Below are 22,021 nucleotides of genomic sequence, written 5' to 3'. Positions count from 1 at the left end.
CCATGCGCACTCTATTCACCCTCCTTCGCCATGAGCTTCGGGTCCTGCTGATCAGCCCCAGCACCTACATCGCCGCGTTCCTCTTTCTCGTGATCATGGGGTTCATCTTCCAGGATCTCCTCGCGGAATTCATCCGCACCCAGACTGATACCGCCCCGTCGACTGACTTCATCCGGCTCTTCTGGCTGCCCGCCTTCTTCCTCGTCCCTCTCTTCACCATGAAGAGCATTGCCGAAGAACGCCGGCTCGGAACGATCGAAACCCTCATGACCACGGCGGTCAATTCGGTCGAGATCGTCCTCGCCAAGTTTCTCGCCGCCTACTTTTTCTACATGGCCCTTTGGGGGTCCACCCTGAGCTTTCAGTATGTGCTCTACACTTTCGCGAAGGAGCCGCGACTGCTCGACCCCGGCCCGATCATCGGAGGCTACACCTTCATCGCGATCAGCGGCGCCCTCTTCATCGCCCTTGGAATCCTGGCCAGCGCCCTGACGCGCAGCCAACTGGTCGCAGGCATCCTCGGCTTCGCCCTGGTCTTTCTCACCCTCGTGATCGGCCGCTACAGCATCGAGATCACCCGCCACGACGAAATCAAGTCGGCCCTGCTCGATCAGATCGTCGACTACGTCCAGGTCTTTCAGCACAGCGAGGACTTCACCGCCGGACTGATCGACAGCCGGCCCTTCGTGCTCTACCTGACCGGGACCGTCCTCCTGCTCTTCTTCGCCGTGGTCGCAGTGGAAACCCGCTCATCGCGAGCCTGACCGATCATGCACCTGCACCGGGATTCCATGGAGTCGTTCCAGGCCAACCGCATTGCCCGGCTGGTCAACCTGCTGCTCCAGTCCGTCCTGATCATCATCCTCTTCGCCGGTCTCAATTTCCTCGGGATGAAATACTTCGAACGCACCGACCTGACCCGCGGGCGCGTTTATTCCCTCTCTGCCGAGACCCTTTCCTACCTCAAGCAACTCAAGGAACCGGTCCGGGTGGTCGTCACCCTGATCGACGAGGAAGGCGAACCCGAAATGGAGCGCATGTACCGCGAGGTCCGCGCCGTCCTCCGCGAGTTTTCCTACGCCACCCGCAACAACCCGGCGGCCAGCATTGATGTCGAATTCCTCAACGTCTACCAACAACGCCGCCGGGCCGAAATCCTCGGAATTGAGGAACCCAACATGGTCCTCTTCCTCGCCGGGGAAAAGCGCAAGGCGGTGTTTCCGAACGACCTTTACAAGACCGAGGATCGGAAACCGAGCCTCTTCCAGGGCGAAAAGGCCTTCATGGCGGCCATTCTTGACGTATCCAGTAATCAACGACCCATCCTCTACTTCCTGACCGGCCACGGAGAGATGCGCCTGAACGATGTCTCCCCCCTGCGGGGCATGTCCCAGCTCGAGGCCGCTCTCCGGGTCCGCAACTACGAGATGCGCGAGATCGAACTGGCCACCAGCCGCCAGGTGCCCGAGGACGCCGCCCTTGTCTGCATTGTCTCACCCCAGACCGCCCTCCAGCCGGTGGAACAACAGGCCCTCCGCCAGTATCTCTCGGCCGGAGCCGGACGGGTCTTCGTGATTCTCGATCCGGGCAAGCCCCACGGGCTCGATGATCTCTTCTTTGAATGGGGCATACTGGCCGACGACGTCCTCGTCATCGAAGCGGATCCCAATTACCGCGTCGAAGGAGGCGATCTCCTCGTCCGACGGCTGGCCGAGCATCCGGCCACCCAGGTTCTGGTTGAAAACAAGATCCCCGTCCTTTCCGGCCCGGCCCGTTCGGTTCGAGCCGACCCCGGACGGCCGCTCGACGACTCCCTGACCGTGACCGAGCTGCTCGCCACCTCGGACGCCTCCTGGGGAGAACGCAATTATTTCGGCCAGAACACGATTGCCTTCGACCCGAACGTCGACCTGCGGGGACCGATCAAGCTTGGCGCGGTCGCCGAACGAAGGGTGGATTCCCGTCTCGGCATCAGTCTGCCCGGAGGCCGTCTCATCGTTCTGGGCACCGCCGACCTGCTTTCCAACAATCGCATCGGCTCATTCGGCAACCTCACTCTGGTCCTCAACACCATCACCTGGGCACTTGGACGGGAGGAACTGCTCAACATACCGATTCGCAATACCGAGAAGCTGCAGCTGATGATCAGCCAGCAGCAATTGACCTACACCCGACTCGGGATTCAACTGGCCCCTCCGCTTCTCGTTGCTCTCTTCGGTGTCATTGTCCTGCTGCGGCGCCGCAACTGATTCCCATGCGCACAAAGATCACACTCTTTCTGCTCCTCCTCGTGGCCACCCTCGGCCTTTTCATTGTCTATATCGAGCCGGAGTGGGATGCGGAGCGACGCTTCGACGAGAATCGCCTCCAGATCCTCGGGGCCGAGGCCGCCGAAATCGGTTACCTGCGCATCACCACCCCGAATGGAGGGAGCGGTCCCGAACTGGAGAAAGTCAACGGTTCCTGGGAACTGACCCGCCCGGTCCATTGGCCGGCCAACCCCTTCGCCATCAACCGCATCCTCAGCCAGCTTCAGTTCCTCGAACGGGAGACCAGCTTTCCCGTGGCCGATATCCGGAGCAGCGGACAGAGCCTCGCCGATTTCGGGCTTGATCCTCCGGAAATCATCCTGACCTACCGTACGGCGGCCGGACAGACCCGGGACCTCAAGGTCGGAAGGGTCACCGATATCGGCAACCGCCTCTACATGCTCGCGCCCGATGGAGAACGGATCCACGTCGTCAACCGATCCCTCCTCGACAGCCTGAGCATCAGCTTCGAAAACCTTCGCAGCAACGCCGTCTTCTCCACCCCGGTCTTCGAGATTCAATCGTGGAACCTGCAGATCCGCTCGGCCGGCAACCTCCGGATCCGTCTGACCCGGCGCGCGGATGCCTGGATCTTCGAGACTCCGATCCTGGCCCGGGCCGACCGGGCGGCCGTCGAGACCACTCTCGGACAGATTGTCGATCTGAAGGTCAAATCCTTCGTTGGAGAAGGAAGCGGAGACCTCAATCTCCTCGGTCTCGTCAATCCCGACCTGCGTCTGACCGTGGAAGGCGGCACTACCCGCCAATCCGTTCTTGTCGGCAATCCGGTTCCGGATGGAGGAGTCGATGAATTCTACGCCAAGAAGGAGGATAATCCGACGGTCTTCACCGTTGAGATTCCGTTCCTGAATACTCTGCGAACCGCCCAGGTGGCCCTGCGCGAGCGCCGACTGCTATCCCTCGAGGCCGATCGCCTGCAATCGATTGTCATCACTCGCGGAAGCGACGAGCCGGTCACCCTGCAAAAACTTGAGAATGGTGTCTGGCAGGTCGTTTCACGGGGAACCGACCAGATCCTCCGGACGCTTCCGGGTGATCAGGAAACCATCCAGCGACTCGTTGACTCCCTTCTCTGGGTTCAGGCCATACCCGAATCCGGCTTTGTCAGCGACGCCCCCTCGGCCGCCGACCTTGAACGGTTTGGATTGTCGGTCCCCCTCTGGACGGTCGAAGTCCGGGCGCGACCGGCCCGGTCTTCCGGTAAGGAAACAGCGGGGGCACCCGCCCCGGAATCCATTACCGAGGCCCTCCTGCTGGGCGCCTTTGAGGGAACCGACACCGACCACCTCTACGCCAAGAAGGAAGGCGCCCCCTTTGTCTACCTGATCCGCAGCGATATCCTGCGCGACCTCAGAAGTCGACCGGTCAGCTACCGCGACCGATCCCTCCTCAATCTTCCGGAAGGTGCCCGGATCACTGCCTTGAAGATCAGCCGCTTCGGGACCAATGACGTCGCCTTTGCCGCCGCCCTAACCTCCCCGGAGGCCAGCTGGGCGGCCAGCCTGGCCACCCTGCCGCAGGAGACCCGCTCTGCCGCCGAAGCCCTCGTCATGAGTCTGCGCAATCTCCGCTCGAAGGTCTTCGTGGCCAGCGAATTCACGCCCTACGTCCTGATCGGCGGAGAGCAACGCCCGTGGACCTACCTGCTCGAGGCAACCATCGTCCTGGCCGGCGGGTCCGCCGGGTCCTCCACCCCCTACCGCCTCTATCTCGCCGAAGTCAGCGGTGGATCCACCCTCCTGGCCGGAGCACCCGACCTCGGGCTTCTCTTTGAAGCCGAGCAGGGATTTGCCGACGCCTTCGGCGTTCTCGTCTTCGACCGCCACGATCCCGGTGAACCTCCGGAGACCGAACCGCCGCCAGCCGATGGGAAACCGGCTGAACCAGTTGAAGGATCCCCGGTCGCGGCGCCGACCGCACCGGACCGGGAGGCCGGGGACACCGCAGTCCCGGATGCGACCCCGCCGGACCAATCGATGGAAACACCGCTGCCGGACGATCCGACCGAGGGGAATTCCTGAGGCCCCGCAGGCGCAGCGGACAAGAGGTTCCCTTCATGCCACAGGAGAAGCGACCCGGAAAGCACGTTTTCTGGTGGACTTGCGGTCGCACCCTATCCCACTGCGGTTTCCTCGTTGCCTACCTGGTCAACGGCATCCTTCTGGTCGCCGCCGGATCGCTCCTGTTCACGATATTCTCCAGTTCCGTCCCTGTCCCCCGGTTTGTCATCATGGCGCTCGAGGCCAACCTCGCCGCCGAGGGTCTCGGCCAGCGCATCGAGACGGTCGAGTTCGATTCCGGAGGACGGATCCTTCTGAAGGGTATCCAGCTCTTCTCCAGCTCATACGAGGAACCGCTCGCCCTGATCGATCAGGCCCTTGTCCGGATTGACCTCTACTCCCTGCTCTTCGGCCGCATCCAAGCCTCGGACATCAAGATCTCCAACGGTCGGCTTCTCGCACCCTCCGTTCTGTCCCCCTCGGGCCGGGCCGGCGAGGTCCTCAGCAACCTCTCCGGCTCCGCCCGGCTGGCCGGCGGCGGGGTCGTCATCGACCAGCTCAGCTTCAACGCCGGCCAGGTCCGGGCCTACGCCACCGGCTCCCTCCAGCTGCCCGAATCCAGGCCCGCCGCCGGTCCCCGCCCGGGTCTAGGGACCGTCATCGCCCAGCTCATCGGGCAGATCCCCGGGATACTTCGTATCCAGGATATGATTACGGAATTCGAGAACCCGACCATCCGGATTCATTTCGCCCCCAATCGCGAGGAGGGCTACGAAGCCTTGGTCGATCTGATGGCCGACGGCTACCGCACCCCCGACGGAATCGCGCTCCGGAAACTCAAGGCCTCGATCGGCCTGACCACCCACCGGGGAATCATCCGGTCCATTCGGGCCGAGGGGACCGTCGACCAGGCGGAGAAGCCAGGACTGGCCCAGGCTGATTCCGCCTCGTTCCACGCGGTCTGGGATGGCCTGCCCACTCGCGGGAAGCCTTATCCTTCGCAGCTGGAAATCACGCTCGGCCGGGTCAGCGGCCACGGGGCGACCCTCCATGACACCATCCTCTCGACCCAGCCCGTTCCAGGCAGCCCCATCGCCTTCTACGGCTCGACCCGTCTCGGACAGGAAGCCGTCGACCTCAACGGATGGGTGGATCTCGCCCAGGGCCGGGCGACCCTCGCGATTTCCGGGCGTGCCGGGGCGGACTGGCTCCATCTCGGAAGCGCGGTCATCGGTTCCGACATCACCTACTACGCCGATCTTTCCGGGAGGCCTGTCTACCGCGCCGGGGTCGACCTCGGGCCGGGCTGGAAGTGGACGGAGGCCCGCTTTGAAGTCATGGCAGCCGACCTGTTGGCCCGGGGAGTTCTTCTTGACACGGCCTACGCCCGCGGCCGAGTGACCCCGACCGGTGTCAATGTCGATTCGATCGAGATCCGACAGGGACAAACCCGTGCGTCCATGAGCTACTCCGACACCTTTGCCACCCGTGATTACCGTTTCCTCATTCGCGGTTCCATGCGCCCCATTGCGATTTCTGGCTGGTTCGGACCTTGGTGGGAAGCCTTCTGGAAAGACTTTGAGGTGCCGGCCCAGGGTGGCGTCTGCGACCTGAGCATCCATGGCAATTGGTTCGGGATCCGGCAGACCCTCGTCACCGGCGAGGTGGCCGCGGACGATCTGGCCCTGAAGAGCACCCGCTTCGATCATCTGCGGACGAAGATTTTCATCCGCCCCCACTATTTCGATATCTTCGACGCCATCGGTCAAAGGCCCGAAGGCCGGATCGAAGGGGAGTTCCAACTCCTCTACGAAGCGGGTCAACGACTCCCGATCGAACAGCACTTTACCGCCCACTCCACCATCGACCTGAAGAAAGCCGCGGCCATCTTCGGCCCAGGCGGAATCGAGATGCTCGCTCCCTATGGATACGAGATTCCACCTGAAGTGGATTTTCGCGGATCCATCCTCCGGACGGGCGAGGTCTGGAATACCGACATCGACCTGGATATCGAGACCGAGCATTCCTTCGTCTACGAGGAATTCCCGCTCGACAGCCTCCGGGCCGAAAATGTCCGCATCCTGAACAAGAGGGTCGAACTCCCCTCGATCCGGGCTGGCTATGCCGGGGGGACCCTAACGGGTAACGCCCTGGTGGACGAGGGCCGCCTCACTTTCGATGCTTCACTCAACGGGGCCGGTTTTCAGGAAGCGATCACCCGGTTCGGCGACTTTCTCGACCGCAATGAGCCGGCCAGGGACGAGAACCCCGAAAAGCGGTTCGAGGACCGCAATCCGGGCGGCATTCTCAATCTATCCCTCCAAGCCGAGGGCGAACTCGGGGATTTCAGCAGCTACCTTGGAGAGGGCCGACTCGACATCACGGAAGCGGAACTCGGTAGAATCCACCTTTTCGGGGTCCTCTCCGCCGCCCTCCAGTCGACCATGTTCCGTTTCAGCACCCTCCGCTTCACCGAGGCACACACCGATTTCCGGGTCGATCGCAACGAGGTCTACTTCCCGAACCTCGGGATCAACGGACCTTTGGCTGCCATCAAGGGCGCCGGAAGCTACGACATCCCAACCGGAGGGGTCGACTTCCAAGCCCGGTTCTACCCTTTCGACCGAGGCAGGATGCCGGTCTTCTCCCTTCTGGATACGGTTCTCAATCCCTTTTCCTACGTATTCGAAGTCAAGATGACCGGCACCTTGAGCAACCCGAAAATGGGCATTTCAATCGGCGGATCGGAAAACACCCGACCCTTCGCAAATCCCTGAAGGGGTCAGGCCGCTTTTATCTATGATCTGATTCGAATCAGACCATAGATAAAAGCGGCCTGACCCCGTTGATCAAGACTGACCCCGTTGATCCAGATCCAGCCAGGGCGACCCGTCGCTGTTCCAGACGGTCGTTCGACCCATCCCCCGGATGCCTGACCAAGCTTTCGGGCAATTGGGCGGGAAAGGCGGAACCGAAGGCATGCGGATGAACGTCTCGGTGGGACCTGCACATTCCCCGCGGAGCCAACCCGATTGATCCCTGCCCCCCACCTCCGGAGCACCCTGGGACCCGATCAGTCCCAGACTGGTGGCCCCGAGGTCGATCAGGCCGAATACGCCATCGGCCCGTTGGGCCGGCTTCAGGCGTCCCGGGCTCAGGAAAAGGAGCGGGACCCGGATCGACTCTTCATGCGGCCACCCCTTTCGAAAGAGCCCGAGGGATCCGTGCATATCCCCATGAACCGAGGTGAATACCAGCAGATAGGGCCGGTCCCGGTCTTCCAGTCGATCGAGGAGCCGGCCCAGGGCACGATCTGTTGCCTCGATCTGTCCGCAATAGGCCGCGTATTCGCGCCGGGCACGCTGCTCAACCTCTCCGCCGACCGGCACGTTTTCTCTCAGAATGATGCCAGCGGGATCAGGGATGATGATGTCGTCCGGAAGCCCATCGTAAGGCGGATGGGGCGGTTCCAGGCTGAGCACCGAGAAGAGGGGTGACTCACTGGTCCGGGCCTCAAGATAGCGGAGGAGCCGGTCAACCAGGATGTCCGACTGGTAACCCCGAACCTGGGTCGGCTCCCTCCACCCGGAACCGTGCAGCCAGGGATCACGATTCAGAAAGCCGCCCTCAAATCCTTCCCACCACCCGAAGCCGCCGCGTCGATCAGGAGGGATCGGCTGCCGGGCATGCACCTCACCAACCGGAGGCGGACCCCTCAGCTTCGGACCGAGGTGCCACTTGCCAAACCAGGCGGTCTCGTAACCGGCACGGGAAAAGGCGTGAGCCACGGTCGGACAGTCAGCCGGCAAAGGATCGAAGTAATCACTGACCCCCACTTCATCGGTCGGTCGACCGGTCAGGATGGATGCCCGTGAGAAGGGGCCGAAGGGATGGTTGGCCACCGCCTGCTCGATGATCACTCCCGCCCGGGCTGCCCGGTCGAGGTGCGGCGTCCGGGTATTGGGATCACCGGCCCATCCGATCGACTGCCCCCTCCACTGGGTGGTCAGGATCCAGAAGACATCCACCGAAGGGGTCAGGCCGCTTTTTATATATGATTCGGAGCGAATCATATATAAAAAGCGGCCTGACCCCTTCTACTCGAGTCCGAAGATGGCATTGACGTAATGGTGGATCGAGAAGGGCTGGAGGTCCTCCGGCTGTTCACCCAGACCGGTGAAGAAGATGGGCAGACCGAGCTCCCGGTAGATTCCCACGAGTGCGCCGCCCCGGCTGGTCCCGTCAAGTTTCGTGACGATCAGGCCATCGAGTCCGAAACTCTTGTGGAAAATCCGGGCCTGCTCGATCGAATTGCCGCCCAGGTTGGCATCGACGACCAGAAGGGAGTAATGGGGCGCCCTGGGATCCTGCTTCTGGAGGACACGTTTGATCTTGGCCAGCTCCTCCATCAGGTTCGTCTTGGTATGAAGCCGGCCCGCGGTATCCACGATCAGGGTGTCGCATCCGCGACTCCGGGCCGCCTGCCAGGCGTCAAAAGCGACGGCGGCGGCATCTGCGCCATGTTGACCGGCCACGATGTCCAGTTGCAGACGATCCGCCCAGCTCTTCAACTGCTCGGTGGCCGCCGCCCGAAAGGTATCGCAGGCCGCCAGAAGAATCCTCTGTCCGTCTACCTTGAGGTCGTAGCCAAGCTTCGCCGCGGTCGTCGTCTTGCCCGATCCGTTGACACCGACCATGCAGACCACCGTCGGCCCCGATTCGGCGGGAACCATGGCCCCCTCCGAACCCTCGAGGACCCGGGTCAGAACCCGGGCGCCGATCTCCGCCACATCCCGACCGTGCAGATCACGGTCCTTCCGATAGGCTGAACGGATCTCTGCAATGATCTCGTCCGTCGTCTCCACTCCGAAGTCGGCCGAGTAGAGCGCCTCTTCGAGGGTATCGATCGAGGAGGCATCCAGCTTCTTCAGCCGGAAGAGCCCGCCCGTCCTGTCAAGCAGATCCCGGGTCGAGCGGGCCAGTCCGTCCTTGAATTTCCGAAAGAGCGAAAGCATGTCCGGGCACAGGCAACGGGGAGCAGCCCGCCTATTCGTTGACCGCCTCGCGGGAGGGACGGGGCAACTGCTCCTTGACCCGATCGAGGAGTCCGTTGATGAACCGTTTCGAATCGACGCTGGAGAACTCCTTGCCCAGATCGATCGCCTCATTGATCGAAACGACCGGCGGGATATCCTTGCGGAAGAGCATCTCAAAAATCGCCACCCGGAGGATGGCCAGGTCCATCTTGGCGATCCGGGAAAAATCCCAATTCCTGGCCAATTCGCGGATCTTAAGGTCTATTGTATCCAAATGTTCAATACAACCGTGGATCAACTCCTCTCCGAAAGCGTAGTGGTCGCGTGGCTGCCCGAGTCCCTCGAAGAAATAGGTCAGGTCCTCGTTCAGATCTCCCGGCGAATTGATCGACCAGGCATAGAGGTACTGGACGGCGGCGCGGCGCCCATCCTTGCGCTGGGCGAACTGGCTCATGATCGATTCCCGGCGAATTTCCTAGCGAGCGCGCCCATTTCCACCGCAGCCATGGCAAACTCCCGGCCGCGGTCGAATTTGCCCCCGCAGCGTTCGACCGCCTGGCCCTCATTCTCGGCCACGATGATCCCGTTGATGACCGGGACACCGGTGTTGAGGGCGACCTCCTGAAGAGCCCGGCTGCTTCCATGGGCGATGATCTCATAGTGCAGGGTCTCGCCCCGGATGATCAGGCCCAGCCCGATGCAGGCATCAAACCGGTCGCTCATCGCCAGGTACTGGACGGCGACCGGAACTTCGTTGGACCCCGGAACGCGGACCAACTCGATCCCCTCTTCGGCGACTCCCGCTTCAGCCAATCCTTTCAGGGTACGCTCAAGGAGCCGGTCAACCAGATCCTGATTGAAGCGCGCTGCGACGATGGCGACCCGGATACCGGATCCGTCAAGAACGGAGGTTGGTGGTGTTTTCAGACTCATTCCAGGAGCCCACTTGAACGTGGGAGAGTGACGTTGTGTCAATCCCCGATGGACGACAACCTCTTTTCCTCCCCCCGCCGGTTCCGGTCCCGGTCGACGGACCGGGGTCAGCGCGAGCCCTTCATCGTCCGAACCAGAATCACGACGGTGATGACGGCCGCCGCCACGGCATCCACGAGGGCAAAAATCCGGACAATCTCGCCATTCTCAACCCTCGCTGCCACGACATTCAGCACAATGGCCGAGAGCCAGAAAAACAAGGCAAACAGAACCATAACGGGAATCGGCAGCTTCTGTGATGACATGGTGGAAGCATGAAGCGACGCTTCCGTGCCGACAACGCTATTCAGCAGGCTTCCCCGGCAATCATCCCCCAAGGTTGCGCTTCCGCAATCGATCCGATTGAAGGAAGCGCTTGATCATCGACGCCCAGGCCTCAGTTTCGACCCTGTCGGAACCGATAAAAGACCAGAATCATGTCGCAATGGATGCTTGATAACCTCGGCGCCCGCCAATTCAACGAGGCGTTCTGGATCATCAGCCTGATTCCGGGCCCGGTCTGGATCATGCTCATTCTCCTGCCCGACAACCGGATCACCCGCCGCCTCGCCTCGCCCTTCGTGCTTCCCGCCTTGCTTGGAGTTGTCTATCTCTACTTCGTCTACCTTCTCTTCACCTACGGTCTGCCTCATACTCCCGAACGGGCTTCCATGAGGGAGGTGCGGCGTTTTGTCATTCATCCGATTGCCTTCCTCGTGCTCTGGTCCCACCTCATGATCACCGACCTCTTTGTCGGCATGCGCCTCTATGAAGACGCCCGCCGGCGGGGCTTCCACATACCTGCCGAACTGTTCATCTGCTGGTTCCTCGCCCCGATCGCCCTGATGATTTACGGGATCCGGCGGTCGTTGAGGCGGCCCGTCCAGAAGACAGACCGCCCATGATTGAGCTGAACAACCTGACCAAGGTCTTTCGCGACCGCCGCCGGGGAGAGATCCGCGCGGTCGACGGCATATCCTTCACCTGCCGACCCGGCCGGATTTTCGGACTCCTCGGCGCCAATGGTGCCGGCAAGACCACCACCCTTCGGCTCCTGGCGACTCTGATTGAACCGACCTCGGGCGGTGGACGGGTCGACGGCTTTGATCTGATCGGGGAACCCGAACGGGTCCGTTCGCGTATCGGCTTTCTTTCCGGGACCACCGGCCTCTACGGCCGCCTGACCGTGCGGGAGATGCTTGCCTACTTCGGTCAACTCAACGGCATGTCGGGCCGGGCTCTTCAGGAGCGAATCGATGAGTTGATCGGTCTCCTGGAGATGGAAACCTTTGCCAAGGGACGCTGCGATCAGCTCTCCACCGGGCAACGCCAGCGGGTTTCCATCGCCCGCTCCATCGTCCACGCCCCGCCCGTCATGATCTTCGACGAGCCGACCAGCGGGCTCGATATCATGTCTTCCCGAACCATCATGCAGTTCATCGAACGCTGCCGCGACGACGGCCGCACCGTCCTTTTCTCCACGCACGTCATGAGCGAGGTTGAGCGTCTTTGCGATGAAATCGCCATCATCCACAACGGACGCCTGGCCGGGCAGGGAACCCTCGCGGAACTCCGGGACCGCACGGGGCGCCAGGCGCTTGAGGCGGTATTCCTGAGCGTCGTCGGGGCCGAGGCGGGCTCCGGGCAACCCGCTCCCGGGGCTCTTCAACCATGAAAGAGCCCAATCCCTCACGTGCCCGCATCGTCTTCTTCAAGGAGATGAAGGAGACCTTTCGTGATCGCCGAGTCCTCCTCTCCGTCATCGTCTCGCCTCTCCTGATCACACCGCTTCTTCTTGCAGTCATGGGCTTCTTTGTCGGACAGAAGACCACCCGCGACCAGGCCGAGGTTCTCGATGTGGCCGCCATCGGGTCCCTGCAGCTCCCGGCCCTGCTCGAAGAAATCGAGTCCGATCCCACCCTGCGCGTAATTGACCTCGACCCGAACACCGGGGTTGAGGACGCCGTCCGGAGCCGGGTCATCCGCGCCGCCCTGGTCATCCCCGATTCGGCCGGAACCAACCTGGAATCCGAGGGGACGGTCAAGATCGACCTCTTCTACGACGCGTCGAACGAAAAATCCTCCATTGCCCGTGGGCGGCTCCACCAGGCGCTCAACCAATTCAGGAAAGGCGTGCTGGCGTCCCGCCTGACCGATCACGACCTGAAAGCCGGTTTCCTCGAGCCCACCCGCATCGAGGATCAGAACCTGGCCACGGAAAAGGCGACCGGAGGCTTCATCCTCGGCATCATCCTGCCTTACGTCGTCATTCTGACCGCGTCCATGGGCGGGGTGACGAGCGCCCTCGATCTGATCGCCGGCGAGAAGGAGAAGGGAACCCTGGAAACGCTCCTCGTCTCACCAGCCTCGCGAAAGGAAATCATCGTGGGCAAGCTCGGGACGGTCTGCGTGGTCAGCGTTCTTGCCGGTCTCTGCGCCATTGCCGGCCTCATCGCCACGCTGGAGATTGGTGTCCGATTGACAGCCGACCTCATTCCGATCGGGATTGCCATTTCCTACGCTTCGGTTGCCGCCATGCTCCTTGCGATCATTCCTCTCACCCTGACCACCTCCGCCCTGCTCCTCGTCATTTCGGCCTTCGCCCGCAATCCCAAGGAGGCCCAGGCCTATATCTTCCCCTTCATGATCGTGGTGATCCTGCCCGCCATGCTCTCCTTCGTCCTGCCCGCCGAGGGCGGCCAGTTTCTCAGCCTCGTTCCCATCCTCAACACCGCGATGGTCATGAAACAGGTCCTGTCCGACATGATCCGGCCCGACTTTATCGCCCTGGCCACGATTTCCTCCCTTGTCTACGCCGGACTCGCCCTGAGACTGGTCGTCGCGCTCTTCCAGAAGGAGTCCATCCTTTTCAGGATCTGACGTGCTCGACGAGTACCTGAGACTGCTTCCCCCCGCGCAATGGCGGGAGATCCGCCGGCGACTGGAACGCTCCGTCGACGACATGGGGCTCGCCTTCGCACCGCCCAAGGCCTCCCGGCGGCAGCAATTGATCCATTCCTGGGGCATCGAGCCGGTCCCCGTGCTGCTCGATGCGGGGGAATGGTCGATCCTGACCCAGGCCATCCGGCAAAGGGTCAGGCTTCTCAATGCCCTCTTCGCCGATATCTACGGTCCCCGGGAAGTCCTCCACCATCGAATTCTTCCGCCGGAACTGATTCTGCGGGATCCATTCTTTCGCCGGGCCTGCGTCGACCTGCCCGCTTCAGCCAATCGTGAGATCTCTGTCTTCCGTTTTGATCTCTATCGCTCCCGGACGCGGGGCTGGGTCGTTCTCGCCAACTATACCAACACCCCGCTCGGAATGTCCTTCGCCGTCCAGAACCGACGGCTGCTCACCCAGGAAGCGCCCGATCTCTACGCAGGAATCTCCGATTACGAACGGGTCATCGACTACCCGATTCAATTGCTGGAGACCCTGAAGGCCCTTTCGCCCAGACCGACAGAGACGCCTCACATCGTCGTCCTGACCTCCGGTCCTGAGGATCCCGCCTATTTCGAGCACAGTTTCGTCGCCCGCAAGATGGGATTGCCGCTGGTCCAGGGAGACGATCTCCTCGTCGTCGACAACAAGGTCTGCTTCAAGACCATCGACGGCCTCGAACAGGTCGATGTCATCTATCGACGCCTCAACGACGCCCACATCGATCCGGTCGCCTTCGACACGCCCCGCTTTGCGGCCGGTGTGCCCGGCCTGCTCGGCTGCCTGCGGGCCGGAACTGTCTCCGTGGCCAATCCGGTCGGCGCCGGGGTCATCGAAAACGGGGCCCTTTCCGCTTATCTTGGACGCCTCAGCCGGCACTTCCTCAACGAGAATCTCCTCCTCCCCGGTGAACCCGTCTGGTACTGCGGCGAAATCGACCATCTCGACCACGTGGTGGATTCCACCAGTGAACTGCTGATCGCGCCTGTTCATGCCGGACCGTCCGACCCACCAGCGCTGGAGCCGGGAAGCCCGCCCGCACGGGTCAGACGTTATCTCAAGGAAGTCTTCCGAGCACCGCATCAATTCATCGCCCGACCCCCATTGGATCCCGTCCCCCACCCCAATCCGCGGGGATACGGGATCGGCGAGGTCGGCACCGTGCTCAGCTGCTTCGCGGTTTGCCGCCATGGTCGCATCGAGATCATGCCAGGCGGGCTGGGACGTCTCATCCCGATCACCCAGTCGATGGCTCCGCCTCCCTGGCAGATCGGTCGGACGGTTGATGTCATCGTCGATCGATCGTACGAAACGGATCGACCGGAACAGATGGAGCTTCGTCAGATCCGGGCCCGCCCCCATGTCCTTGGTTCGGCCGCGGCCGAGCGTCTCTACTGGACGGGCCGATACGCCGAACGCGGCGAAGCCTGCGCCCGCATGCTCTCGATCGTCGAAGACGTCGGACTCGAGGAGCTTGCCCGGACCGAACGCACGCGTTGGTTCCCGGTCTGGATGGGAATCCTCGAGGCTACCGGCCACCTCGACAGCGACGCCTCGACCGCAATCGAGCGCCTGACCGGTCCCGTGGCCTGGTCCATGGTTCTCGACCCGGCCAATCCCAATTCCCTCGCATCGTCCATCCGGGCGACCCGTGAAAACATGCGCCTGATGCGCGACTTTTTCAGCCCCGAGACCTGGAGCGTGATCAGCCGGCTGAATGAGCAGGTCGAGGATCTGGCCGCAAGTGCCCGATCCCATCCGCGACGGAGACGAAACCTCGCCATGGAGGCAATCGGTGAGGCGTTGCAGGGCTTTCCCGCCTTCTTCGGCACGGCGGAACGCACCATGCTCCATGATTCCGGTTGGCACTTCCTCCTGATCGGTGTCCACCTCGAGCGGGCGATCATGACCTGCTCCGGGCTCCGCCACGGCCTGAGTGAGGCCGAGTCGGCGGCCCTCGACAATCGCCACGAGGAGTCGGACCTGACCGCTCTCGTGCGCATCCTCTCCTCCCAGGACGCCTACCGGCGGACCTACCAGGCGCGAAGTGAACCCCTCTTCGTGGCCGAGCTCTTCCTCACCCATCCGGCCGCACCCAAGAGCATCCGGTTCTGCGTCGACCAGATCGCAGGTTGCCTCGAAGCGGCCCTTGGCCCGGCCGGCCGCGAACAGCAGCCCTTTCATCTGGCCGCAGCCTGCCTCCGGCTCCTCGAACAGCTCAACCTCGAGTCGACTTTCGAACAGCGCTCGAACAGTCCACGTCTGGCCGGAGACATCACCCCGAAGCTGGAAGCCAGGGCCAGGTCGACGACCCTCTCGGCCACCTTGGAGATCCTGCGTGACCAGCTCAACGAACTGGGGGAAAGCCTGCAGGACCATTTCTTCAGCCACCACGCCCGCGTCCAGCCCGCCTCGAACGGGACGCCGTTCATCGAATAGCGACAGACATGCGGTTCAGGATCAAACACACCACCCGCTACACCTACGACCCGACCGCCTCCGAGTCGTTCATGGAGTTGCGCCTGCATCCACAGACCAACGACAAGCAACGACTCATCCGTCGCAGCCTCACCGTCGACCCGGAGACCAACGTCAGTCACTACACGGACTTCTACGGGAACACGGTTGAACACTTTTCCGTCATCCACCGGCATGCCTCACTCCTCCTGATCAGCGAGAGCGAGGTCGAGACCCTCGCCGCCGAGCCGGCCCCGGAAGCCCTCGCGATCTCGGTCTCGGAAGCCCGTCAGATTCACCGGAGCCGGGGGATCGGACTCTACGATTTTCTTGGATCCAGTCGGGCCATCATTCTCGACCGTCAGGTGAATCGGCTGGCCAATCGTTTCTTCCGTCCCGCCAACGATCTGGGCAGATCCATTGTCAGGCTCCTGGACTGGATCAACCGGACCTTCACCTACAAGGCGGGGAGCACCTCGATCGACACCCAGGTCGGCGACGTCCTCCGCAATCGCGAGGGGGTCTGTCAGGACTTTGCCCATGTCATGATCGCCATTCTCCGATCAGCGGAAATCCCGGCCCGCTATGTCTGCGGCTATATCGAAACCGAGCGGGAACGACGGGCTTCCGAGCGACCGGACCTGCCTCTTCGCGGGGCCAGCGAAAGCCACGCCTGGGTCGAGATCGGCCTGCCCGGGGGTTACTGGTTTCCGGTCGATCCGACGAACAACTGCACGGCCGGTGAACGCCACGTCACCGTGGCCGCCGGCCGGGATTTCTTCGACACTTCTCCCACCCGCGGCGTCTTCAAGGGAACCACCAGCCACCGGCTGGAAGTCAAGGTTGTGATGACCCGTCAGGCAGCATCCCGGCCGCATCCGGACCTACCGTAGCATTCCCGACATTCACCACGTAGGTCTCGATCGGTTCCTCCACGCCGTCGCGCATCAGGTTCAGGTAGGCGATGAAGATATGCGGCGGCTTCACGAAGAAAGGGGCGCGCAATCCATTGATCCCCTCAAACGGAACGGCTACGGTGAACCGCGGCTTGTCGCGAACCGAACGGATCCGTATGGTGATCCGATCGACGTCGGGGGAAATCGGCTTTTTTTCCTTGTCGAAGAAATAGATGTGGATGCGGTTCCCTTCCATCAGCAACTGCAGAAAGGTATCGTCGGGTCGTTTGATCAGAGTCCCGCCCAGCTCGGGCACCGGATCCTCGGATTCCGCCGAAGCCAGGGACAGGAAAAACAGAAGACTGAATGCTAGAAGCTTCTTCATAATGGTGTCGCTCAAGTCTGCCATCGTCCTCCCGCCGGGGCCAGCCAGAAACCGGGGAGGCTTTTACAGGTTTTTCACTCCTTTCCTGTTGAAGGACCGGCCCATCGCCACTCCCGTCCCACGATGGAGGATTTCCCCGCCGAGGGGTCGTTCCGGGATTGCCTAAAGACCGGTTTGAACAAAGACTCGCCCATCGATCGTCCCCCCGGTTCCGCTGATCGTTACCCCTTCCGCCGATGAAACCAATAATCCGACTCCTATTTCTTACCATGACCGCATCAACCCCCATTGTCACACAAGCCCAACCGGCCCCGGAGGCCTCCCTGATCCTGAATGCCGATCAACCCGGCCCGGTAATCAACCGAAACATCTACGGCCACTTCGCCGAACACCTCGGACACTGCATCTACGAAGGATTCTGGGTCGGTGAGGACTCGGCAATCCCCAATACCCGTGGCATCCGCAACGACGTCGTGGACGCCCTCCGGAAGCTGAATATTCCGGTCCTGCGGTGGCCGGGCGGTTGTTTTGCCGATGAATACCACTGGAAGGACGGCATCGGCCCTCGGGAAGACCGGCCCTCCATGATCAACACGCATTGGGGACAGGTGGTTGAAAACAACCACTTTGGAACCCACGAGTTCATGGATCTCGTGGAGATGCTGGGCTGCGATGCCTATATCTGTGGCAACGTCGGCAGCGGATCGGTCCAGGAAATGATGGAATGGGTGGAGTACCTGACGTCCGACGCAGATTCCCCAATCGTCAATCTCCGCCGCAGGAACGGCCGCGACAAACCGTGGACCGTGCGGTTTTTCGGAGTGGGCAATGAAAGCTGGGGCTGCGGAGGAAACATGCGTCCGGAGTACTACGCCGACCTCTATCGCCGCTACAACACGTTCGTGAAGAACTACGACCGGAAGAACCCGATCCAACGGGTCGCGGGAGGAGCCAACTCATTCGACCTGAACTGGACCCGCGTCCTTATGGACCGGATCCCGATCCAGCAGATGAACGGCCTCTCCCTGCATTACTACACCCTGCCCACCGGCAATTGGTCCAAGAAGGGTTCGGCCACCGAGTTCGCCGAAGACGAGTGGTTCTCCACCCTCAAGTCCACTCTTCGAATGGAAGAATTGATCCGGGACCATGGCGCCCTCATGGACGAAAAGGATCCCGAAAAGAAGGTTGGCATGGTGGTCGATGAATGGGGCACCTGGTACGATGTGGAACCCGGCACCAATCCTGGATTCCTCTACCAGCAGAACACCCTGAGGGACGCCATCGTGGCCGGGCTGAACTTTCACATCTTTCAGGAGCACGCCGACCGTGTTTCCATGGCAAACATCGCGCAGACCGCCAATGTCCTCCAGGCCATGATCCTGACCGACGGCGAGAAGATGATTCTGACGCCCACCTATCACGTTTTCGAAATGTACAAGGTCCATCAGGATGCAACCCACCTGCCGGTCGAATTGCAGACACCGGACTACGGTTACGGCGATGACTCCATTCCCGCAGTCAGTGCCTCCGCCTCACGGGATGCCTCCGGAGTCACCCACCTCTCGCTGGTCAACACCGATCCGGCCAAGACCATCACGATCGCCTGCCGCATCAACGGCCTGAAGCCCACATCGGTCACCGGTCGCATCCTGACTGCCGACTCAATAAACACGCACAATACCTTCGAGAATCCCGATGCCATCCGGCCTGAGATATTCGACGGAGCGACCATCGATACAACCGGAACTCATCTCACCGTCACCCTTCCGGCCAAGAGCGTCGTTTTGCTCGAGCTCTGATCCGGGAGATCGGATACGCCTTTTTTGACAGGTTGGGTAGGAGAGGCTTTACGCCTCGATTCCCCTTCAGGCAGCTCCAGATCGAGGCATAAAGCCTCTCCTACGGTTCGATCTGAAGGAAGGCCTCGAGCGGATTCTCCGGCAGTGACCGCAGACCCGTCACCACGGCCGCCGCGTTGACCACGGCGCCCGTTTCGCTCGTATGGGTGTGCTCGTCGGCAAAGAGGTCTTCCACCCTCTCTGGGCCGATCTCCTCATAATGCGAGGCGACGATTTCATTGAGGTCCACAAAGGAAGCATCTTCAGAATCGGCCACTTCCGCCGCCCATCCGGCATAGCTGTCCCTGTTCCGCACCACCCGCCCGTCCTTCCAGGATTTGCGGGGCACGAGTGAACAGATGATCGGGGTCGCCTCCCTTTGCCGGGCGTCCGCCACATACTGCCGGAGGTACCAGCCGTAGGTGTGAACGACTTCATGCTTCCCGGTGAGAAGGTTGTCGATTTCCTCGGTTTCCTCGCCCACCCCCTTGATCGTGCCGCGGGCTCTCCGATCATCGTTGAGCGGCCCGTTGTCGTTGTGGCCGAACTGCATCATGACGAAATCACCCGCCTTGAGCATGCCGAGAACGCGGGCCCAGTGCCCCTGTGTGAGGTAGGTGCGGCTGCTCAAGCCACCCACGGCGCGATTGACGACATTGATCTTTTCCTCGTCGAAGAGCGGACCCAGATAGTCGCCCCAGCCCCACTGACCACCCGCACCATCGCCACGACCGTTGCGCACGGTGGAATCCCCGATCAGGAAGAGCGTGGGCAGACGCCGATCCGCCGGCATGGGCAGGTTCAACCACGAGAGCGGATCCGCCGCGACCGACTTTCCCTTTTCCGACAGAAAGCCGTCCACCGGGTCCGGGCGCAAACCCTTGAGCAGCGCAACAACCGCTGCCGCATGCCGTTCCGCCCCTTCCGCATTGAAGTGCGTATGATCACGCGGATACATTCCGCTGACCCTGTCCTCCCCGTCCGCATCAAATGAATCGGCAACAAAATTGGTCACATCGATGAAGGGCACGCCGGCATCCCTGGCGACCTCATAGGACCAGGGTCCAAACTGTCCGGATCCGCGCTCCACGCGGCCATCCTTCCAGATATTCCGGACTGTCAGGGAAAGAACGATCGGGGTGGCATCCTTCGCCCTGACATCGGCGATCATCCGGCGCAGGTACCAACCGAAAGTGTGAACGACTTCATGTTTGCCGGTCACAAGGTTGTCGATCGCCTCAGTCTCTTCACCCAGACCCGGAAGCGATCCGCGGGCCCGCCGCTCATCATTGACCGGCCCCCCGTCATTGTGCCCGAATTGGATCAGGACGATGTCCCCGGATCGGATCTCGGCCACCAATCCGTCCCACAACCCTTCGGTGATGAAGGTCCGACTGCTCCGACCACCCCTGGCCCGATTGACCACGTTGACCTTTGCGGCATCGAAGTAATCGGCAAACGGCGCGGCCCATCCCATCTGGTCCTCTCCCGATCCACGAGCTGCCGTCGAATCGCCCGCGATGAACAGAGTCGGAAGGGTTGGATCCAACTCCGTGGATCGTGCCGCCGGGTCGGCCGTCAGATCGGGAGCCGGAGATACTTGCCCGTATACGGAAATCGGTGCCATCCCCGAAATGACGCCGGCAACAATCGAAGCCCACCGGCGCATCCACTTCAGGAAGGTGCCCCTCGTGATGGGCTCGGTCGGACGAAAACGGTCTCTGTTCTCGGAGGACAATGTCATGGGTTGAAAATCCTTCATTCTCAATCTCCCCGGGGTTTCCCGTAGGGTTCGGTGGGACTGACAGGGAGATGGATCGAACTCACCGGGTCCGGAAAGGCCGGATCGAATCCGGCGAAATCGTCGACGATACTTTCTGCGAGAGGCAGACCGGCCTCGCGGATTCCCTCGATGACGCACTTGGCCAGTTCAAAAGCGCCATAATTGCTGTGGTGGGTCACATCACGTCCGTCCCCGGCAAAGGCCAACGGCGCGCGTTCAGGCCCGAGCGCCTCATAGAAGACGATGCTCATCTGCTCCAGATCGATCAGGGCAACGGATTCCTCGCGGGCGACCTCACGCACCGCCTCTGGGTAAGCCCCGTGGGAGTTGCGGATCCGGTCTTCGGCATCAAACTGCCGACGCTGCATCGAAGTCACCAATACCGGGGTCGCTCCACGCAGGCGGGCCTCGTCGACGTATGCCTTGAGGTAATCCTTGTAGGTGGTGCGGGCCTCAACATAGGTCTGGGGCCACTGTTTCTTCTGGTCGTTGTGACCAAACTGGATGAAGAGGTAATCGCCCGCCTTCATCCGGCTGAGGACCTTGGCCAGCCTGAGTCCGGAAATGAAAGATTTCAGAGTCTCGCCCGACTCGGCATGGTTGGCCACCACCACGTCGGGCTTCAGGAAACGCGGGAGCATCTGCCCCCAGCTCGCCCCGGGTTCCCGAGGCTGATCCGTCACGGTCGAATCGCCCACCAGAAAAACCGTCGGCAAATCAACCGGTTCGACCACCAGTCCGCACACCTTCGGATCCGTCCCATTGAACTCCAGGGTCAGCTTGTCGTCCCAATGCAAAACCCCGAGTTCGCGCTCATTGAGGACGACCGCCGAGCCGCCGGGTGCATTGGGCTCCGGCGGCGGAACCGAACTGTTGCGCACATTGACCGTGATCACGCGTTCGACGATCTCTCCGGATCCGGTTGCCAGGTCTTCGATCATCAACCGCCTGGACTCCGCCTTCACCGAATTGCCGGATTCTCCCTCACGGTCACCGAAAAAAAGCGTGACCCGATAATTGCCCTCAGGAACGCTCACCGAGAAATAAAAGGGGGCATCGCTCTCTATGAAATCCCCCTTGAGCATGTCGGTGCCGCCGCGATTCACTGCGGACACCATCGAACCGAGGTCAAAACCGAAGCCCATCTCATCGGAGAACCGGCTTTCCGGCGTGACCGCCACCCAACCCCCATCGGCCGCGATGGTCCCGAAGTCGAATCGCCGGACGACCGGATCGCAATCACCGCCCAAAGCCCAGACCGATGCACAAACGCCGGAAAGAGCGACCAGGAGGCAATGAGAGGATTTCATGGCGTACAGACCGATGCGGATTACCGCGACAGAGGTGGACCCATCCAACCCGTTACCGTATTCTCCTCAA

The 22,021-nt window shown here is 61.7% G+C and carries 18 protein-coding genes; 10 read left to right on the top strand and 8 right to left on the bottom strand.

The genetic code is table 11. The features are described from left to right. Positions 1–2: 2 nt before the first annotated feature. The 4 genes from R3F07_03125 to R3F07_03110 are packed head-to-tail and all read left to right on the top strand — an operon-like array spanning position 3 to position 7,107. The gene (locus R3F07_03125) at positions 3–764 is read left to right on the top strand and encodes an ABC transporter permease subunit (protein ID MEZ5275358.1); all 762 of its coding nucleotides are present in this window, start codon (positions 3–5) and stop codon (positions 762–764) included. 6 nt (positions 765–770) lie between these two features. Then, entirely contained in the window at positions 771–2,249 is a 1,479-nt protein-coding gene (locus R3F07_03120; protein MEZ5275357.1) for a GldG family protein, read from the top strand. A gap of 5 nt (positions 2,250–2,254) precedes the next feature. Beyond that, positions 2,255–4,351: a DUF4340 domain-containing protein gene (locus tag R3F07_03115; protein ID MEZ5275356.1), complete on the top strand. Its 2,097-nt coding sequence runs from the start codon at positions 2,255–2,257 to the stop codon at positions 4,349–4,351. Between the two features lie 35 nt (positions 4,352–4,386). Beyond that, on the top strand, positions 4,387–7,107 hold the full coding sequence (locus R3F07_03110; GenBank protein MEZ5275355.1) for an AsmA-like C-terminal region-containing protein: 2,721 nt from the start codon (positions 4,387–4,389) through the stop codon (positions 7,105–7,107). 72 nt (positions 7,108–7,179) lie between these two features. Here the strand turns inward: R3F07_03110 and R3F07_03105 are convergent, their stop codons facing one another. The 5 genes from R3F07_03105 to R3F07_03085 form a co-directional block, all read right to left on the bottom strand. Then, positions 7,180–8,403 (bottom strand): sulfatase-like hydrolase/transferase, encoded by a 1,224-nt coding sequence (locus R3F07_03105; protein ID MEZ5275354.1) that lies wholly within the window; start codon positions 8,401–8,403, stop codon positions 7,180–7,182. Between the two features lie 24 nt (positions 8,404–8,427). Beyond that, positions 8,428–9,345: a signal recognition particle-docking protein FtsY gene (ftsY, locus tag R3F07_03100; GenBank protein ID MEZ5275353.1), complete on the bottom strand. Its 918-nt coding sequence runs from the start codon at positions 9,343–9,345 to the stop codon at positions 8,428–8,430. Between the two features lie 31 nt (positions 9,346–9,376). Next, positions 9,377–9,820, bottom strand: a complete 444-nt coding sequence (gene nusB / locus R3F07_03095) for a transcription antitermination factor NusB (GenBank protein ID MEZ5275352.1) — start codon at positions 9,818–9,820, stop codon at positions 9,377–9,379. Further along, a complete protein-coding gene (gene ribH / locus R3F07_03090; GenBank protein ID MEZ5275351.1) occupies positions 9,817–10,299 on the bottom strand; it encodes a 6,7-dimethyl-8-ribityllumazine synthase in 483 nt (160 codons plus the stop codon). Before ribH ends, nusB begins: the two co-directional genes overlap by 4 nt. 107 nt (positions 10,300–10,406) lie before the next feature. Further along, positions 10,407–10,604, bottom strand: coding sequence for a hypothetical protein (locus tag R3F07_03085; GenBank protein ID MEZ5275350.1), 198 nt, complete (start codon positions 10,602–10,604; stop codon positions 10,407–10,409). A gap of 183 nt (positions 10,605–10,787) precedes the next feature. Here R3F07_03085 and R3F07_03080 point away from each other — a divergent pair, with 183 nt between their 5' ends. The 5 genes from R3F07_03080 to R3F07_03060 are packed head-to-tail and all read left to right on the top strand — an operon-like array spanning position 10,788 to position 16,629. Beyond that, positions 10,788–11,243 carry an ABA4-like family protein gene (locus R3F07_03080; protein MEZ5275349.1) on the top strand — a complete coding sequence of 152 codons (456 nt, stop codon included), beginning with the start codon at positions 10,788–10,790 and terminating at the stop codon, positions 11,241–11,243. Next, a complete protein-coding gene (locus tag R3F07_03075; protein ID MEZ5275348.1) occupies positions 11,240–12,013 on the top strand; it encodes an ATP-binding cassette domain-containing protein in 774 nt (257 codons plus the stop codon). The genes R3F07_03080 and R3F07_03075 overlap by 4 nt, the downstream gene beginning before the upstream one ends. Then, a complete protein-coding gene (locus tag R3F07_03070; protein ID MEZ5275347.1) occupies positions 12,010–13,218 on the top strand; it encodes an ABC transporter permease in 1,209 nt (402 codons plus the stop codon). The genes R3F07_03075 and R3F07_03070 overlap by 4 nt, the downstream gene beginning before the upstream one ends. Before the next feature lies 1 nt (position 13,219). Further along, positions 13,220–15,718, top strand: coding sequence for a circularly permuted type 2 ATP-grasp protein (locus R3F07_03065; GenBank protein ID MEZ5275346.1), 2,499 nt, complete (start codon positions 13,220–13,222; stop codon positions 15,716–15,718). An 8-nt stretch (positions 15,719–15,726) separates the two neighbouring features. Next, entirely contained in the window at positions 15,727–16,629 is a 903-nt protein-coding gene (locus tag R3F07_03060; protein ID MEZ5275345.1) for a transglutaminase family protein, read from the top strand. Here R3F07_03060 and R3F07_03055 read toward each other — a convergent pair. Next, positions 16,574–17,017, bottom strand: coding sequence for a hypothetical protein (locus R3F07_03055; protein MEZ5275344.1), 444 nt, complete (start codon positions 17,015–17,017; stop codon positions 16,574–16,576). The two genes, R3F07_03060 and R3F07_03055, sit on opposite strands and share 56 nt — an antisense overlap. Positions 17,018–17,286: 269 nt before the next feature. Between R3F07_03055 and R3F07_03050 the strand changes: the two genes are divergently transcribed. Next, positions 17,287–18,819, top strand: coding sequence for an alpha-N-arabinofuranosidase (locus R3F07_03050; protein MEZ5275343.1), 1,533 nt, complete (start codon positions 17,287–17,289; stop codon positions 18,817–18,819). 100 nt (positions 18,820–18,919) lie between these two features. On the opposite strand, the gene R3F07_03045 is transcribed toward R3F07_03050, so the two are convergent. Together R3F07_03045 and R3F07_03040 are read right to left on the bottom strand one after the other, a co-directional pair. Beyond that, positions 18,920–20,602: a rhamnogalacturonan acetylesterase gene (locus R3F07_03045; protein MEZ5275342.1), complete on the bottom strand. Its 1,683-nt coding sequence runs from the start codon at positions 20,600–20,602 to the stop codon at positions 18,920–18,922. A gap of 20 nt (positions 20,603–20,622) precedes the next feature. After that, positions 20,623–21,951 (bottom strand): rhamnogalacturonan acetylesterase, encoded by a 1,329-nt coding sequence (locus R3F07_03040; protein MEZ5275341.1) that lies wholly within the window; start codon positions 21,949–21,951, stop codon positions 20,623–20,625. Positions 21,952–22,021 lie beyond the last annotated feature (70 nt).

This window comes from Opitutaceae bacterium (assembly GCA_041395105.1).
Taxonomy (GTDB): Bacteria; Verrucomicrobiota; Verrucomicrobiia; order Opitutales; family Opitutaceae; genus B12-G4.
The sequence above is the reverse complement of the archived record's forward strand: the minus strand, read 5'-3'. Positions and strand labels throughout refer to the sequence as shown.